General features: G+C 70.7%; 13 protein-coding genes. 6 read left to right on the forward strand and 7 right to left on the reverse strand.

Annotation, left to right across the window (positions count from 1 at the left end; all coding sequences use genetic code 11):
• Window positions 1-5: 5 nt before the first annotated feature.
• The 3 genes from AB0G52_RS03115 to AB0G52_RS03125 are packed head-to-tail and all read right to left on the reverse strand — an operon-like array spanning window position 6 to window position 2777.
• A complete protein-coding gene (locus tag AB0G52_RS03115) occupies window positions 6-917 on the reverse strand; it encodes an ABC transporter ATP-binding protein (RefSeq protein WP_046727556.1) in 912 nt (303 codons plus the stop codon).
• Window positions 914-1822: an ABC transporter permease gene (locus AB0G52_RS03120; protein WP_361333176.1), complete on the reverse strand. Its 909-nt coding sequence runs from the start codon at window positions 1820-1822 to the stop codon at window positions 914-916. The genes AB0G52_RS03115 and AB0G52_RS03120 overlap by 4 nt, the downstream gene beginning before the upstream one ends.
• Window positions 1812-2777 carry an ABC transporter ATP-binding protein gene (locus AB0G52_RS03125; protein WP_132888583.1) on the reverse strand — a complete coding sequence of 322 codons (966 nt, stop codon included), beginning with the start codon at window positions 2775-2777 and terminating at the stop codon, window positions 1812-1814. The genes AB0G52_RS03120 and AB0G52_RS03125 overlap by 11 nt, the downstream gene beginning before the upstream one ends.
• 217 nt (window positions 2778-2994) lie before the next feature.
• On the opposite strand from AB0G52_RS03125, the gene AB0G52_RS03130 reads away from it, so the two are divergent.
• From AB0G52_RS03130 to AB0G52_RS03150, 5 genes are all read left to right on the forward strand, one after another.
• On the forward strand, window positions 2995-4755 hold the full coding sequence (locus tag AB0G52_RS03130) for an SDR family oxidoreductase (RefSeq protein ID WP_361333180.1): 1761 nt from the start codon (window positions 2995-2997) through the stop codon (window positions 4753-4755).
• A 174-nt stretch (window positions 4756-4929) separates the two neighbouring features.
• Window positions 4930-5505 carry an RNA 2'-phosphotransferase gene (locus AB0G52_RS03135; protein WP_132888290.1) on the forward strand — a complete coding sequence of 192 codons (576 nt, stop codon included), beginning with the start codon at window positions 4930-4932 and terminating at the stop codon, window positions 5503-5505.
• A gap of 19 nt (window positions 5506-5524) precedes the next feature.
• Window positions 5525-5992 carry a hypothetical protein gene (locus tag AB0G52_RS03140; RefSeq protein WP_132888291.1) on the forward strand — a complete coding sequence of 156 codons (468 nt, stop codon included), beginning with the start codon at window positions 5525-5527 and terminating at the stop codon, window positions 5990-5992.
• Between the two features lie 86 nt (window positions 5993-6078).
• Window positions 6079-6981, forward strand: coding sequence for an LLM class flavin-dependent oxidoreductase (locus AB0G52_RS03145; protein ID WP_132888292.1), 903 nt, complete (start codon window positions 6079-6081; stop codon window positions 6979-6981).
• Window positions 6982-7041: 60 nt separating this feature from the next.
• On the forward strand, window positions 7042-7929 hold the full coding sequence (locus AB0G52_RS03150; RefSeq protein ID WP_207921678.1) for an HAD-IIB family hydrolase: 888 nt from the start codon (window positions 7042-7044) through the stop codon (window positions 7927-7929).
• Here AB0G52_RS03150 and cydD read toward each other — a convergent pair whose 3' ends face one another.
• The 4 genes from cydD to hisC all read right to left on the reverse strand — a co-directional run bounded on the left by cydD (window position 7930) and on the right by hisC (window position 15520).
• The gene (gene cydD, locus AB0G52_RS03155) at window positions 7930-11547 is read right to left on the reverse strand and encodes a thiol reductant ABC exporter subunit CydD (RefSeq protein WP_361333185.1); all 3618 of its coding nucleotides are present in this window, start codon (window positions 11545-11547) and stop codon (window positions 7930-7932) included.
• A 116-nt stretch (window positions 11548-11663) separates the two neighbouring features.
• Window positions 11664-12671: a cytochrome d ubiquinol oxidase subunit II gene (gene cydB / locus AB0G52_RS03160; RefSeq protein WP_361333188.1), complete on the reverse strand. Its 1008-nt coding sequence runs from the start codon at window positions 12669-12671 to the stop codon at window positions 11664-11666.
• Window positions 12672-12689: 18 nt separating this feature from the next.
• Window positions 12690-14198, reverse strand: a complete 1509-nt coding sequence (locus AB0G52_RS03165; RefSeq protein ID WP_132888296.1) for a cytochrome ubiquinol oxidase subunit I — start codon at window positions 14196-14198, stop codon at window positions 12690-12692.
• Window positions 14199-14440: 242 nt separating this feature from the next.
• Complete coding sequence (hisC, locus tag AB0G52_RS03170) at window positions 14441-15520, reverse strand: histidinol-phosphate transaminase (RefSeq protein WP_132888297.1); 1080 nt, start codon at window positions 15518-15520, stop codon at window positions 14441-14443.
• A gap of 460 nt (window positions 15521-15980) precedes the next feature.
• On the opposite strand from hisC, the gene AB0G52_RS03175 reads away from it, so the two are divergent.
• The gene (locus tag AB0G52_RS03175; protein ID WP_132888298.1) at window positions 15981-17093 is read left to right on the forward strand and encodes a LacI family DNA-binding transcriptional regulator; all 1113 of its coding nucleotides are present in this window, start codon (window positions 15981-15983) and stop codon (window positions 17091-17093) included.
• The last annotated feature ends 68 nt before the right edge of the window (window positions 17094-17161 follow it).

The raw sequence follows: 17161 nt of genomic DNA on the forward strand, positions 1-17161 counted from the left end.
GCCTCCTACGCCGCGACCAGATACGAGAACACGGATTCGAGGGACTCGTCGGACGGCGAGACCGTGAGCAGCCGGATGCCGTGGTCGCGGGCGACCTTCGGCAGCAGCGCGGTGAAACGGCCGAAGTCGACGGCCTGGATGCGCAGCGCACCCTCGGTGACGTCCACTTCGATGCCCGAGGTGGAGGGGTCCGCGATGAGCGCCGCCGCGAGCGCGCGGTCGTCGCTGGAGCGGACCAGGTAGCGGTGCGGGCGGTCGGTCATCAGACGGCGGATCTTGCGGAAGTCGCCGCTGGCCGCGTGCCGGCCGGCCACCACGACCTCGATGTGCCAGGCGAGCTGTTCGACCTCTTCGAGGATGTGGGAGGAGAACAGGACCGTCCGGCCCTCGTCGCCCATCCTGCGCAGCAGGTCCATCAGCTGCATGCGCTGGCGCGGGTCCATGCCGTTGAAGGGCTCGTCGAGGAGGAGCAGGGACGGGTCGTGGACCAGGGCGGACGCCATCTTCACGCGCTGGCGCATGCCCTTGGAGTACGTCTGGATCTTGCGGTCCTGCGCGTACTCCATCTCGACCGTCGCGAGCGCCCGCTGGGCCGCCTTGGCGCCGAGTCCGTGCAACTCGGCGTTGGCGACCACGAATTCACGGCCGGTGAGGAAGTCGTACATCGCCTCGCGTTCGGGGACGATGCCGATGTGCTTGTAGATCGCCTCGTTGCGCCAGACCTGCTGCCCGTCGAGGGTGACCGTGCCGGTGGAGGGGGCGAGGAAGCCGCCCATCATGTTGATGAGGGTGGACTTTCCCGCGCCGTTCGGGCCGAGCAGGCCGGTGACCCCGGGGCCGATGGTCATGGTGATGTCGTTGACGGCGACCACGTTGCCGAACCAGCGGGAGACGTGATCGATGGAGAGTGTGGTCACAGTCCCACCTTCTTGTAGCGGCGCAGCAGCAGGCCGTAGGTCGCGGCGACGAGACCGAGGATGACGAGCAGGTACACCACGCCCTGGGCGTGAGTGGGACCGTCGCTGCCCGGGAAGGTGTTCGTGCCGCCGAGGAAGGCGGTGCTCAGGCCGCCGATCAGGGTGACCGGGGAGAACAGGCCGATCCACGGGACGGCGCCGGCGCTGCCCTGGGAGTCGGCGATGGCCTGGAGGGTGGTGACCGCGCCGTAGGAGATGGTCAGTACGGCGATCACGGCGGCGATGCCGAAGCCGCGGCGCGGGGTGACCGACGCGATGACCAGGCCGATGCCGGCGAACAGCAGGGACAGCAGAGCCACCGAGAGCAGTCCCTGGCCGAACTCCTTGGTCTGGTGGGCGAAGCCCATCTTGGCGAGCAGGGCGCCCACGTACAGCACGACCAGCGGGGCGCCGGTGAGGATGAACATGGCGGAGGCGAGGGCCGCGAACTTGGCCTGGACGTAGTCGGCGGTCTCGATGGGCCGCGAGAAGTACAGCGGTACGGTCTTGAAGCGCAGGTCGCGGGAGACGGCCTGGGGTGCCTGCGAGGCGACGTACAGGCTGATCACGGCCTGCATGATGATCGCGTACCGCGAGTAGGTCACCGGCAGGTCGTGCGCCTTGGTGGCGACGGCGACGGCGACCATGATGGCCGCCGGCACACACATCACCGCGAACAGCAGCATGGGCAGGACCTTGGACTTCACCGAGCGGCCGAGGCCGTAGGAGCCGCGCAGGGTCTGCGAGTAGAGGGAGACGCGGGCGTAGGCGCGGCCGAGGCGCGGGCCGTCGTAGCCGCGGTAGCCGATGTCGTGGATACGGGACTGGTCACCCGCGGGGGTGGCCAGGGGCTGCTCAACCGCCATGGACGGTCGCCTCCTTCCGCTGCTCGTCGCTGCTGGTGAACACTTCGGAGATGTGGTGTCTGCGCTGCTCCATGCGCACCAGGCCGAGGCCCAGGTCGGCGACGACGTCCCGGACCAGGTCGTAGGTCTCCTCGCCCTGGGCGGTGAGCAGCAGGATGTGGCCGGCGCCGGGGAGGCCGGCGCCCTCGTTGTCCGTCTCGACCCCGCGCGCGGTGAGCGCGTCGCGCACCGCGCGGGTGCCGTCGGGGTGCTCGTCGCTGTCGGTGACCTCGATCGCGAGGGTGGTGGTGGTCTGCGTGAAGTCCGTGGTGGAGCTGGAGCGCAGCAGCTTGCCGCCGTCCACGACGACCACGTGGTCGCAGGTGCGCTCCAACTCGCCGAGCAGGTGCGAGGTGACCAGGACCGAGATGCCGAAGTCCGTGTGGATCCGGCGGATCAGGCCGAGCATCTCGTCGCGGCCGACCGGGTCGAGGCCGTTGGTCGGCTCGTCCAGGAAGACCAGCTGCGGGTCGTGCACGAGGGCCTGGGCGAGTTTCACGCGCTGCTTCATGCCGGTCGAGTAGCCGCCGATGGGGCGGTACCGCTCCTCGTAGAGGCCGACGTGGCGCAGGGTGTCCGCGGTGCGCTCGCGGGCGGCGGTGGGCGGCAGGCCGGACATCCGGGCCATGTGCACGACGAACTCGGTGGCCGAGACGTCGGGCGGCAGGCAGTCGTGCTCCGGCATGTAGCCCACCCGCTCGCGGATGGCCGCGCCCTTGGTCGCGACGTCCAGGCCGAGCACCTCGGCGCGGCCCTCCGTCGCGGGGGACAGACCCAGCAGGATCTTGATCAGGGTGGACTTGCCGGCGCCGTTGGCTCCGACGAGTCCGGTCACACCGGGTCCGATGTCCACGGAGAGCCGGTCGAGCGCGGTCACCCGGGGGAACCGCTTGCTCAGGCTTTCGGTCGCGATCACAGTCACAACGTCGAAGGTAGTGACCTGGACCACGTCCGGTCGTCAGACCCGAGAGCCGTCTTCACATCACTCTCGAGTATTACGGCGCCCTAGGGGATCCCCTTCCTGAGAGCTACCCAGAGTTATCCCCAGCGCACGGGCGCCCTGTTGACGATCCCTCTAACAACTGCCACATTCACGGGTGTCACGGGCACACGCGGCGCTGGGCGGAGGACAAGTGACGGGCATCGAAGACGCGCGGGAACGGCGGGTGCGTACGGGCGGCGTCGACCTGTGCGTGCTGGAGCTGGGCGATCCGTCGGCCCCGACGGTCGTCCTCGTCCACGGCTACCCGGACAGCAAGGAGGTGTGGTCCGAGGTCGCGACCCGGCTGGCCGCCCGCTTCCACGTCGTCCTGTACGACGTCCGCGGCCACGGCCGCTCCACCGCCCCGGCACCTCTGCGCGGCGGTTTCACCCTCGCCAAGCTCACGGACGACTTCCTGGCGGTCGTCGACGCGGTCAGCCCGGACCGCCCGGTCCACCTGGTCGGCCACGACTGGGGCTCGGTGCAGTCCTGGGAGTTCGTCACGGTGGCGCGCACCGTGGGCCGGATCGCCTCCTTCACCTCGATGTCCGGTCCGTCCCTCGACCACTTCGGACACTGGATCGACGCGCGTGTGAAGCGTCCGACGCCCCGCCGGGTGGGCCAGCTCCTCGGCCAGGGCGCCAGGTCCTGGTACGTGTACCTGCTGCACACCCCGGTCGTCCCCGAACTGGCCTGGCGAGGCCCCCTCGGCAGGAGCTGGCCGAAGCTGCTCCAGCGGGCCGAACGGCTGCCCGCGGGCGACTACCCGACCGCGTCCCTGCGCTCCGACGCGGCCCACGGGGCCTGGCTGTACCGCGACAACGTCCGGCCGCGGCTGCGCCACCCTCGCGAGGACGCGTACGCGCACGCCCCCGTGCAGCTGATCACGCCCCTGGGCGACGCGTTCCTGTCCGAGCGGCTCTACGACGACCTGGACCGTTGGGTGCCCCGGCTGACCAGGCGCACGCTGCCCGACAAGCACTGGATCCCGCGCACCCGGCCGGACCAGGTGTCCGCCTGGATCGAGGAGTTCGTGCTGTCGGTCGAGGAGGACCCGGAGCGGCAGCCGGAGCGCTCGGATCCGCACGCCCAGCGGTTCGGGGGGCATCTGGTGCTGGTCACGGGGGCGGGCAGCGGTATCGGGCGGGCGACGGCGCTGGCTTTCGCGGAGGTGGGCGCGCGGGTGGTGGCGGTGGACCGGGACGGGGAGGCAGCCGCCCGCACCGCCGAGCTGTCCCGGCTGGCCGGCGCGGCGGACGCCTGGGCCGAGACCGCCGACGTCTCCGACGAGCAGGCGATGGAGAAGCTCGCGGAGAAGGTGCACCGCGCGTACGGCGTACTGGACGTGCTGGTCAACAACGCGGGCGTCGGGCTGTCGGGCTCCTTCCTCACGACGACACCGGAGGACTGGCGGCGGGTCCTGGACGTGAACCTGTGGGGCGTGATCCACGGCTGCCGGCTCTTCGGGGCCCGGATGGCGGAACGCGGGCAGGGCGGTCACATCGTGAACGTCGCCTCCGCGGCCGCCTATCAGCCCTCCCGCGCCCTGCCGGCCTACAGCACGTCCAAGGCGGCGGTCCTCATGCTCTCGGAGTGCCTGCGCGCGGAACTCGCCGACCGGCGCATCGGCGTGAGTGCGATCTGCCCGGGCTTCGTCAACACGAACATCACGTCGACGGCCCGCTTCACGGGGGTCGACGAGGCGGAGCAACGGCGCCGGCAGCAGCGGTCGGCACGGCTGTACGGCATGCGGAACTACCCGCCGGAGAAGGTGGCTTCGGCGATCCTGGACGCGGTGGCACGTGACCGGGCGGTGGTGCCGGTGACCCCGGAGGCACGGGGGATGCGGGCGCTGTCGCGGTGGGCACCCCGGTTCTCGCGCCGACTGGCAAGGGTGGAGCCGAAGTTGTGAGCGGCGCGGATCACACTCGCGGCGCCTGCGCCCGCTCTTGACGAAACCCCCCGAATCGCCCAGCGGTTGTCCACAGTGACCCCAATTCCCCTGTGGATAACCGCACTTGCTTGTGGATCAAACCTCCCACGGAAAACAACTGCGTGATCCGCGTCTCCCCGGCACTCTGGTGATGTGAACGACAAGAAGACCATCGGACAGAACGAAGAGCGACGCACCGTGAAGGTGTCGAAATACCTCTCCAGACACCTGCGCCACCAGCCCGACCGCATCGGCCTGACGCTGGACGAGGCCGGCTGGGTGGAGATCGACGCCCTGCTCGCGGCGACCGCGGCACACGGGTTCCCCGTCAGCCGCGAGGAACTGGACCGCGTGGTCGCCGACAACGACAAGCAGCGCTTCGCGATCGACGGCACCCGGATCCGCGCCAGCCAGGGCCACAGCATCGACGTCGACCTCGGCCTGCCTCCGGCGACCCCGCCGCCGTACCTCTACCACGGCACCGTCGCACGCCACCTGGACGCTATCCGGACCGCCGGCCTCAAGCCCATGAACAGGCATGACGTACACCTGTCGGCCGACCGTGAGACCGCGACACGGGTGGGGGCCCGGCGCGGGCGCCCCGTCGTGCTGTCGGTCGACGCGGGCGCGATGCACCGGGACGGCCACGTCTTCCACCTCAGCGCGAACGGGGTGTGGCTGACGAAGGCCGTGCCGCCCGCCTACCTGCGCTTCCCCGAGGCGCACTGAGCCCGGCATCATGAGTGGTATGAACCATTCGGGGGACCACCGGGACCACCTGCCGACGACCGAGGCGGCCGTCGACGTTCTCCAGGTGATCGCCGCCCGGTACGGGCGGGAGATCGAGGTCACGCACGACATCGGCGCCGACCGGACCTCGCGACGCACCGCGGCGGCCTTCGGTGCCGTCACGGACCCGGACGGTTCACTGCCGCACGAGGCGTACGCCGAGTTCGGCGGGGTGCCCCGGGTGAGCGTGCGGCTCCATCCGGAGGACGACGCCCTGATCACGGTCGAGGGGGTCGAGTTCCACGACGTCCCGCGCGACGACGTGCCCGGCTTCCTGCACTCCGTCTTCGGCGGCCTGACCCACGTCCGCGCCCGCCGCTTCCCGCCCTCCGCCGCGCTGGTGGTGCCGCTGCCCGGCGACCGCACCTACCGGGAGCACCTCGCCGCGAGCCTGCTCACCCCCTGGCTGAGCAGCCGCATACGGTGACCGTCCGCAGCGCAGTCCGTGACCGTCCGTCGCGCTGTCGGTGACCGTTTCGTCCCCCGCCGGTGCGTCCCCTTAGTCTCGGACCCATGAGTCTGCGTCTGAGCACCGTGATCCTGCCGTACCGCCGCTGGAGCGAGGGCGGCTCCTCCGCCTGGACGCGCGCCGAGGAACTGGGCTTCCACACCGCGTACACCTACGACCACCTGTCCTGGCGCAGCTTCCGGGACGGCCCGTGGTTCGGTGCCCTCCCGACGCTGACGGCCGCCGCGGCCCGCACCGAGCGGATACGCCTCGGCACCCTGGTCACCTCCCCGAACTTCCGGCATCCGGTGACGCTCGCCAAGGAACTGATCTCCCTCGACGACATCTCCGGCGGCCGGGTGACGCTCGGCATCGGCGCGGGCGGCACGGGATTCGACGCCACCGCACTGGGCCAGGAGCCGTGGACGCCGCGCGAGCGGGCCGACCGGTTCGCCGAGTTCGTGGCCCTGCTCGACCGGCTGCTCACCGAGGACACGGTGACGCACGAGGGCGAGTTCTACTCGGCGGGTGAGGCGCGCAACATCCCGGGCTGTGTCCAGCGGCCCCGGCTGCCCTTCGCGGTGGCCGCCACCGGCCCGCGCGGCCTGAAGCTCGCCGCACGGTACGGCCAGGCATGGGTGACCACCGGCGACCCCAAGCTCTTCGAGACGGGCACGCCCGAGCAGTCCCACGAGGCGCTGCGCGGGCAGCTGGCCAGGCTCGCCGACGCCTGCGCGGCGGCCGGCCGGGACGTGTCGGAGCTGGACCGGGTGCTGCTCACGGGCTTCACCCCGGACCGGGACCGTCCGCTGCGCTCGCTGGACGCCTTCGTGGACTTCGCCGGCCGGTACCAGGAGCTGGGCTTCACCGAGCTGGTGATCCACTGGCCCATCCCGGACTCGGTGTTCGCCGCCGACGAGAAGGTCTTCGAACGGATCGCCATGGAGGCCCCGGCCCAGCTCGGCTGAACCCGGTCCGGAGTCGTCTGGGTCTCATCTGTGCACACTGACGCACTGCCGTGCGGGCATATGCGCGAGAATGGCCCGGTGACCTCAGCGACCCGACAGCCCGAGACCTCCGCCTTCGCGACCCCGCCCCGGCTGATCGCCACCGATCTCGACGGCACCCTGCTGCGCGACGACAAGTCGGTCTCCACGAGGACGGTCGCCGCGCTGGCCGCCGCCGAGGAGGCGGGCATCGAGGTGTTCTTCGTCACCGGCCGTCCGGCCCGCTGGATGGACGTCGTCAGCGACCACGTCCACGGCCACGGCCTGGCGATCTGCGGCAACGGCGCCGCCGTCGTCGACCTGCACGGCGGCCCCGGAGCCCACCGCTTCGTGAAGGTGCGCGAACTGGCCAGGGAGAACGCGCTGGACGCCGTACGCCTACTGCGCGAGGCCGCGCCCGGCACGGTGTACGCGATCGAGCAGACGTACGGCTTCCACCAGGAGCCGGCCTATCCCAAGCTGCACATGGAGATACCCGACCACCTGCTGGCCGCCGAGGACATCCTGGCCGTCGACGGACCGAGCGCCGGCGAGCCCGTGCTCAAGATCCTCGCCTACCACTCCGACCTGGATCCCGACGCCTTCCTCACCATCGCCCGGCTCGCCGTCGGCGAGCGTGCCACCGTCACCCGGTCGAGCCCCAGCGCCCTGCTGGAGATCAGCGGTCCGGGAGTCTCCAAGGCGAGCACGCTCGCACTGGAGTGTGCCGAGCGCGGCATCTCGCACGAGGAGGTCGTCGCCTTCGGCGACATGCCCAACGACGTCGAGATGCTGACCTGGGCCGGACAGTCGTACGCGATGGGCAACGCCCACCCCGACGTCGTCGCCGCCGCCTCCGGCCGCACGGTCGCCAACAACGAGGACGGCGTGGCGGTCGTGATCGAGCAGTTGCTGGCGGCCCGCGGCTAGCTAGGGCGTCCGGGCCGAGCCCGCGGCTCGACCCTGGACCGGCTGGTCCCGCGGTTCCAGCAGCGATTCCGCGGCGGCCTCCCGCTCCGCCAGTACGCGCAGCGGCCCGGCCACCGCGGCCAGTTCCGCGTACGGCCCGCGCTGCACCACCCGGCCCCCGTCGAGCACGATCACCTCGTCCACCGCGGCCAGACCCGCCAGCCGGTGCGTGATGAGCAGCGTGGTGCGCCCCTCGGTGGCCGCCAGCAGATCCGCGGTGAGCGCGTCCGCCGTGGGCAGGTCGAGGTGTTCGGCGGGCTCGTCCAGGACGAGCACCGGGAAGTCCGCGAGCAGGGCCCGGGCGAGCGCCAGCCGCTGTCGCTGCCCGCCGGACAGCCGTGCCCCGTGCTCGCCGACCAGGGTGTCGAGCCCGTCGGGCAGCCCGTCCACCCAGTCGAGCAGCCGGGCCCGGCCCAGCGCGTCCCGCAGCTCCGCCTCGCCGGCGTCCTTCCGGGCCAGCAGCAGGTTCTCCCGCACGGAGCTGTCGAAGAGGTGCGCGTCCTGGGCGCACAGTCCGACCAGCCGCCGCACGTCGTCGCTGTCCATGCCGTACGCGTCCACGCCGGCGACCGTGTAGGAGCCCGAGTCCGGGTCGAGGAACCGCAGCAGGACCTGGGCGAGGGTCGTCTTGCCGGAGCCGGAGGGCCCGACCACGGCGACCCTGCGCCCCTCCCGCAGGGTGAGGTCGACTCCGGCGAGCGCGTCCCGGCCCTGACCCTGGTGCCGGGCCGTCAGCCCCTTCAGCACGACGGGGAAGGGCGTGGTCGGGGCCTGACGGGGGCGCTCCGGCTCATGTACGGGCTCGGGCGCGTCCAGCACCTCGTAGATGCGCTCGGCGCTCCTGCGCACCCGCTGCCGGTGCCGCACGGCCAGCGGCAGTCCCAGGACGGCCTCGAAGGCGGCCAGCGGAGTGAGGACGACGACGGCCGTGGCCACCCCGCTCAGCCGCCCGTCGGCGACCCCCTGCGTGCCCAGCAACGCGGCGGCGGCGACGGTGAGCCCCGTCAGCAGGGTGGTCAGGCCGTCCCCGAGCGCGGTGGCGGTGGCGGCCCGCGAGGCGATCCGGGTGAGCGTGCCGTCGGCCTGCCGGGCCCCGTCCCGGCGGGCGGGCAGCGCACCGGCGACCGTCAGCTCGGCGGTGCCGGTGAGCAGGTCGGTGACCCGGGTGGCGAGCAGTCCCCGGGCGGGCGCCAGCCGGTGCTCGGCCCGCCGGGCCACAGCCGAGGTCACCAGCGGAACCCCCACACCGGCGGCCAGCAACCCCGCCGCGAGCGCGGCTCCGGCCGCGGGCAGCAGCCAGGCGGTGAACCCCACCGCCCCGGTGGACACGGCCACGGCGACACCGGCGGGCAGCAGCCACCGCAGCCAGTAGTCCTGGAGGGTGTCCACGTCGGCGACCAGCCTGCTGAGCAGATCGCCCCGCCGGGTCGCCCGCAGCCCGGCCGGGGCGAGCCGCTCCAGCCGCCGGTACACGGCGACCCGGGTCTCGGCGAGCATCCGCAGCACCGCGTCATGCGACACCAGCCGTTCGCCGTACCGGAACACGGCCCGTCCGATCCCGAAGGCACGCGTGGCCGTCACGGCGACCATCAGATACAGCACCGGCGGCTGCTGCGAGGCACGCGAGATCAGCCAGCCGGAGGTCGCCATCAGCCCGACGGCACTGCCGAGCGCGAGAGCGCCGAGCAAGAGGGCGAGCAGCAACCGCCCCCGCCGGGCCCCGGCGGCCTCACGAACCCGCCGAAGCGGGTCCCTCCCGGCCCTCCGCACCCGACCGAGCCCCCGTGCCGCAGCGCCTTCCAGCCCACCGGAGCCACCGGAATGGTCACCGGCCCCGCCTTCCAGACCGCCGGACCGCTCGTCGGCCTCGTTCTCCGACTGGTCGAGCGGGGTGGTGAGTGGGCGGTGGTTCCGGGGCGTCCTGGGGTCGAGGACCGTGGGGGCCTCAGTGCCGGAGAGCCTGACCACCCGGTCCACCGCGGAGAGCAGCGCCGGCCGGTGCACCACCAGGAGCACGGTCCGCCCCTCGGCGAGCCGTCGCACCGCCGAGACGACCTCCGCCTCGGTCACCCCGTCCAGCGCGGCCGTCGGCTCGTCCAGCAACAGCACAGGCCGGTCCGCGAGGAACGCCCGGGCCAGCGCCAGTCGCTGCCGCTGCCCGGCCGACAGACCGGCGCCGTCCTCACCGAGCACGGTCCCCGCACCGTCGGGCAACGCGTCCACGAACTCCAGGGCTCCCGCGTCCCGCAGCGCCCCGCGCACCGCGTCGTCGTCCGCGTCGGGACGCGCGAGCCGTACGTTCTCGGCGATCGTCCCGGCGTACAGGTGCGGCCGTTGCGGCACCCACGCGACCTGCGCACGCCAGGCCTCCAGGTCGACGTCGGCGAGGTCGGCGCCCCCGACCCGGACCCGTCCCCCGGTCGGCCGTACGAACCCCAGCAGCACGTGCAGCAGCGTGGACTTGCCCACTCCGCTCGGGCCCACCAGGGCGACGGTCTCCCCGGGTGCCACCGTGAAAGAGACGTCGGCGACCGCGTCCGACGACCGGCCCGGATAGCGGACCGTCACCCCTTCAAAGGCCAGGGAGGCTCCGGCGGGCACCTCACCCGCGCCCTGGGCCGGCACCGGCGTCTCCAGCACGGCGAAGATCTCCTCGGCCGCCGCGAGCCCCTCCGCCGCGGCGTGGAACTGCGCGCCCACCTGGCGCAGCGGCAGATACGCCTCCGGCGCGAGCACGAGGATGACGAGCCCGATGTACAGGTCCATGTCGCCGTGCACCAGGCGCATGCCGATGGTCACGGCGACCAGTGCCACCGACAGGGTGGCGAGCAGTTCCAACGCGAAGGACGAAAGGAAGGCGATCCGCAGGGTTCGCATCGTCGCCTGCCGGTACTCGCCGGTGATCCGGCGGATGGACTCGGCCTGCGCCTTGGCCCGGCCGAACACCTTCAGCGTGGGCAGCCCGGCGACCACGTCCAGGAAGTGGCCGGACAGCCGGGACAGCAGCTTCCACTGCCGGTCCGTGCGGGACTGCGTGGCCCAGCCGATCAGGACCATGAAGAGCGGGATGAGCGGCAGGGTCCCGACGATGATCGCCGCGGACACCCAGTCCTCGGTGACGATCCGTGCCAGCACCGCGACCGGCACGACCACCGCGAGCCCCAACTGCGGCAGGTAGCGGGAGAAGTAGTCGTCGAGGGCGTCGACGCCCCGCGTGGCGAGCGTGACCAGCGACCCTGTCCGCTGGCCGCTCAGCCAGCCCGGGCCGAGGGCGACCGCCCGGTCGAGGAGCCGTCCTCGCAGCTCGGACTTGACCGCCGCGCTGGCCCGGTGCGCCGCGAGTTCGGTGAGCCAGGAGACCAGGGCACGGCCGACGGCGACGGCCACCAACAGCAGCAGAGGGGTGCGGAGTGCGGAGACCGATTGGCCGTGCTGGAAGGCGCCGACCACCACTTCCGCGATGAGCATGGCCTGCGCGATGACCAGCCCGGCGCCGAGGGCACCGAGGCCGACCACGGCCGCCAGGAAGAGGCGGGTGGCGCGTGCGTAGCGCAGCAGACGGGGATCGATCGGTTTCACGTGAAACATGCCCTTCGGTCCGGAGAGAGTGTTTCACGTGAAACATCACGAGTCACCGTGACGGCCATCATGCGACACCCTTTCCCTCGGACTTTCCCTCGGACTTTCCCTCGGACTCAGTGCGCGGCTTCGGTCGCGATGTGCTGCGTACCGATCCGCTTGCGGAACACCCAGTACGTCCAGCCCTGGTAGAGCAGCACCAGCGGCGTGGCGATCGCCGCCAGCCAGGTCATGATCTTCAGGGTGTACGGGCTCGACGAGGCGTTGGTGACCGTGAGACTCCAGTCCCCGTTGAGCGACGACGGCATGACGTTCGGGAAGAGCGACAGGAAGAGCATCGCCACGGCGGCCACGATGGTGACGCCGGACAGGGCGAACGCCCAGCCCTCCCGGCCCCGCAGATTCGCCCCCAGGGCGCCGGCCAGCGCGGCCACGGCCACGACGACCGCCACCAGGCTCTTGCCGTCACCGCTGTCGACCTGGGTCCACAGCAGAAAGACCAGTGCCAGTACGGCGGTGAGAAGGCCGACCCTGGTCGCCAGCTTCCGCGCGCGTACCCGGATGTCACCGACGGTCTTGAGCGCCGTGAACACAGCACCGTGGAAGGTGAAGAGGGTCAGCGTCACCAGTCCGCCGAGCAGGGCGTACGGGTTGAACAGGTCCCAGAGGGTGCCGACGTACTCGAAGTGCTGGTCGATCTTCACGCCTCGCACGATGTTCCCGAAGGCCACGCCCCACAGGAACGCCGGGATCAGCGAGGTCCAGAAGATCGCGGTCTCCCAGGTGCGCTGCCAGTTCTCCTCGGGCCGCTTCGCCCGGTACTCGAAGGCGACTCCCCGCACGATCAGGCAGACGAGGATGACCAGCAGGGGCAGGTAGAAGCCGGAGAAGAGCGTGGCGTACCACTCGGGGAAGGCGGCGAAGGTCGCGCCGCCCGCGGTGAGCAGCCACACTTCGTTGCCGTCCCAGACAGGGCCGATCGTGTTGATCAGGACCCGCTTCTCCAGCCGGTCACGGGCGAGCAGCTTGGTGAGGACGCCGACCCCAAAGTCGAAGCCCTCCAGGAAGAAGTAGCCGGTCCACAGGACGGCGATGAGGACGAACCAGACGTCGTGAAGTTCCATGACAGCGTCTCCCTCGGCCTAGTACGAGAAGGCCATCGGCTTGTCGGCGTCACGAGCCTCGCCGCCGATCTTCGTAGGCGGGTTCAGGTCGGCCTCGGTGAGCTCGGGCGGGCCGGCCTTGACGTACTTCACCAGCAGCTTGACCTCGACCACGGCGAGGACGGCGTAGAGCGCGGTGAAGGTGATCATCGAGATGAGGATCTCCGTCTGGGAGACGCCGGGGGAGACGGCGTGACGGGTCTGCAGGACGCCGTAGACCACCCACGGCTGTCGGCCCATCTCCGTGAAGATCCAGCCCCAGGAGTTGGCGATCAGCGGGAAGCCCAGGGTCCAGATCGCCACCAGCCAGTAGAGCCTGCCGAGCTTCGGGCTGAGGGCCTTGTTCCTGAAGAGGACCAGGTTGGGCACCTCCTCCTCGCCGACCCTCAGATGCTGCGGCAGCATGAACTTCTTGCGGGTCAGCCAGAGCCCGGCCAGGCCGATCGCGAAGGACGCCATACCGAAGCCGATCATCCAGCGGAACGCCCAGAAGGTGACGGGGACGATGGGCCGGTAGTCGCCCGGACCGTACTTCTGCTGCTCGGCCTTGTTGGTGTCGTTGATGCCCGGGACGTAGGAGTTGAAGTCGTCGTCGGCGAGGAAGGAGAGGACGCCGGGGACGGAGAGTTCGACGGTGTTGTGACCCTTGCTCACGTCGCCGTAGGCGAAGATCGAGAACGGCGCGGAGTTCTGCCCGTCCCACAGCGCCTCGGCGGCGGCCATCTTCATCGGCTGCTGCTTGAACATGACCTTGCCGAGGGTGTCGCCGCTGACCGCGGTGAGGAGTCCGCCGATCACCACAGTGATCAGACCGAGCCGCAGCGAGGTCTTCATCACGCTGATGTGCTTCTTGCGGAACAGGTGGAAGGCGGCGATGCCCACCATGAAGGCGCCGCCGGTCAGGAAGCAGGCGCTCAGTGTGTGGAAGGCCTGGGCCAGCGCGGTGTTCTGGGTCAGCACGGCCCAGAAGTCGGTGAGCTCGGCCCGCCCCTTCGCCTTGTCGATCTTGTAGCCGACGGGGTGCTGCATCCACGAGTTGGCCGCGAGGATGAAGTACGCGGACAGGATCGTGCCGAGGGAGACCATCCATATGCAGGCCAGGTGGATCTTCTTGGGGAGCTTGTCCCAGCCGAAGATCCACAGCCCGATGAAGGTGGACTCGAAGAAGAACGCGATCAGTGCCTCGAACGCGAGCGGGGCGCCGAAGATGTCGCCGACGAACCGCGAGTAGTCCGACCAGTTCATGCCGAACTGGAACTCCTGCACGATGCCGGTGACGACACCCATCGCGATGTTGATCAGGAAGAGCTTGCCCCAGAACTTGGTCGCCCGGAGGTACTTCTCCTTCTCCGTGCGCACCCAGGCGGTCTGCAGGCCGGCCGTGAGCGCTGCCAGCGAGATCGTCAGCGGGACGAACAGGAAGTGGTAGACGGTGGTGATGCCGAACTGCCAGCGCGCCAGTGTCTCCGGCGCCAAAGCCAGGTCCACGTCGTCAGTCTCCTTACGTCGCCGAGGTACAGCGGCATTTGCCCCCTTTGTTACGTGCATCACGGAACAAACGGGACACGCTTGTGAATGCATTCACATTCACAAGCCATTATGACGCACCGATTGTCGGAACCCGAAGGGGGGTGGCGCATGAGCCGTCCGGCACCCTGTCGACACACGTGCGGGGCCGCTCGGCCCTTTCACCGGCCGCGCGACCCCGCACACCTGGACACCGCCAGGGATCAGAGCTCCTTGCGGAAGCCCTCCGCCACCTTGAGGAAGATGTCGTTCGCCTCGTTCTCGCCGATCGTCACCCGCACGCCCTCACCCGGGAACGGCCGAACGACGACACCATGCTCCTCGCAGGCCGCCGAGAAGGCCGTCGTGCGCTCCCCCAGTCGCAGCCAGACGAAGTTGGCCTGGCTCTCGGGCACCGTCCAGCCCTGGGCCCGCAGCGCGTCGACCACGCGCTGCCGTTCGCACACCAGCGAACCGACCCGGCCGAGCAGCTCGTCCTCGGCCCGCAGCGAGGCGATCGCCGCCTCCTGCGCGAGCTGGCTGACGCCGAACGGCACCGCTGTCTTGCGCAGCGCCGCCGCCACCGGTTCATGGGCGATCGCGAAGCCCACCCGGAGCCCGGCGAGGCCGTACGCCTTCGAGAAGGTCCGCAGGACGCAGACGTTCGGCCGCTCGCGGTAGATCTCGACGCCGTCGGGCACCTCGGGGTCGCGGATGAACTCCCGGTAGGCCTCGTCGAGGACCACCAGCACATCGTTCGGCACCCGGTCGAGGAACCGTTCCAGCTCAGCCCGCTTCACCACCGTGCCGGTCGGGTTGTTCGGGTTGCAGACGAAGACCAGACGCGTGCGGTCGGTGACGGCGTCCGCCATCGCGTCCAGGTCGTGCACATCGCCCGGCGTGAGCGGCACCTGGACCGATGTGGCACCGCTGATCTGCGTGATGATCGGGTACGCCTCGAAGGACCGCCACGCGTAGATCACCTCGTCGCCCGGGCCGCTGGTGGCCTGGATCAGCTGCTGGGCGACGCCGACCGAGCCGGTGCCGGTGGCCAGGTGGCCGAGCGGGACGCCGAAGCGGTCCGACAGCTCGTTCATCAGCCCGGTGCAGGCCATGTCGGGGTAGCGGTTGAAGGCGGCGGCAGCCGCGGTGACGGACTCCATCACGCCCGGCAGCGGGGGATAGGGATTCTCGTTGGAGGAGAGCTTGTACGCGACCGGGCCGCCGGCCGCCGCCGGCTTGCCCGGCTTGTAGGTGGGGATTCCCTCCAGCTCGGCGCGCAGCTTGGGGCTCGTCTCGCTCACCGCAGTCCTCCTCGCGACCACCGGCGGACCGTCCACGCCACCGGCATCCAATACTGCTCACCTTATGAGGATTCGGCGCCGCTGCGTACAGCCGCGGACCAGCGAAGAGCCGCGTGGCAGCGACGGAGGGGAAGGCGACGGGATGCCTCATCCGTCTCCTCGGCATCACGGGCATCAGCGCACGAAGGCGCACGTATCGGGGGCGCGCCCTACATATATCTACGCGCCGGTGGCTCACGCCGTAGCGCGCATCGCCCATGCAGGTGAGTTGAGACCTCTTCGAGACATGGGGCACTTGGCAGGCCCATCCGCGCAGACAAGTTACGTCTCACCATTGGATCGTTCAACTGACTTTTTTTCTAAGGTAGTTGACCCCTTTTGACCTTGCAGAAACGTGCCTGTCAACGCGCGCATATGCGTCCGCACTACCCCACCGCATGAGCCCTACTATCGGCTCGCCATGACAGCAGCAGGGAAGCACCAGGTGAGCCGCGCGGAAACCTCTCGGCGAGGCAACCGGCCGGGCCGGGCGGGCATCAGAGACGTGGCCGCCGCCGCCGGAGTCTCCATCACGACCGTCTCCGACGCCCTGAACGGCAAGGGCCGGCTTCCGGACGCCACTCGGCGCCATGTCCGCGAGGTGGCCGACCGGCTGGGATACCGCCCCTCGGCCGCCGCCCGGACCCTCCGTACCGGCAAGTCGGGACTCATCGGCCTGACCGTGACGACGTACGGGGATGAACCTTTCACCTTCACGGAGTTCGCGTACTTCGCCGAGATGGCGCGGGCCGCCACCTCGGCCGCGCTCGCCCGCGGCTACGCCCTGGTCATCCTGCCCGCGACCTCACGCCACGACGTGTGGTCGAACGTCGCCCTGGACGGCACCGTCGTCATCGACCCCTCCGACCAGGACCCGGTCGTCAGCGAGCTGGTCCGACAGGGGCTGCCGGTGGTCTCCGACGGCAGGCCGGCCGGTTCGCTGCCGGTCACGGCCTGGGTGGACAACGACCACGAGGCCGCCGTACTCGGCATCCTCGACCACCTCGCCGACGCGGGTGCCCGCCGGATCGGCCTGCTCACGGGCACCACGACGGACACGTACACGCATCTGTCGACCACCGCCTACCTGCACTGGTGCGAACGCGTCGGCCAGGACCCGGTGTACGAGGCGTACCCGGCGCACGACCCGTGCGCGGGAGCCGTCGCCGCCGACCGGCTGCTCGCCCGCCCCGACCGGCCCGACGCCGTCTACGGCCTGTTCGACCCCAACGGCACGGACCTGCTCGCCGCCGCCCGCCGCTACGGTCTGCGGGTCCCCGACGACCTGCTGCTGGTCTGCTGCAGCGAGTCCACGGTGTACGCCAACACCGAACCGCCCATCACCACGCTCTCGCTGAAACCGCGCCGGATCGGCACGGCGGTGGTGCAACTGCTCATCGACGCGATCGAGGGGGTCGAGTCCGACCATCCTGTCGAGCAGGTGATACCGACCGAGCTGATCGTGCGCACCTCTTCCCAGCGACGGGCGCCGCGCACCACGGTCAGCCCGCCGCGGGCGCCGGAGGAGGAGTAGCACGGACACGCGGAGGTACGGCCGGCTCACCTGCCTGCCGTCGGCGGACGGGGGACGGCAGGTGAACG

Origin of the sequence: Streptomyces sp. NPDC021562, from assembly GCF_040640875.1 — a bacterium.
Lineage (GTDB): Bacteria > Actinomycetota > Actinomycetes > Streptomycetales > Streptomycetaceae > Streptomyces.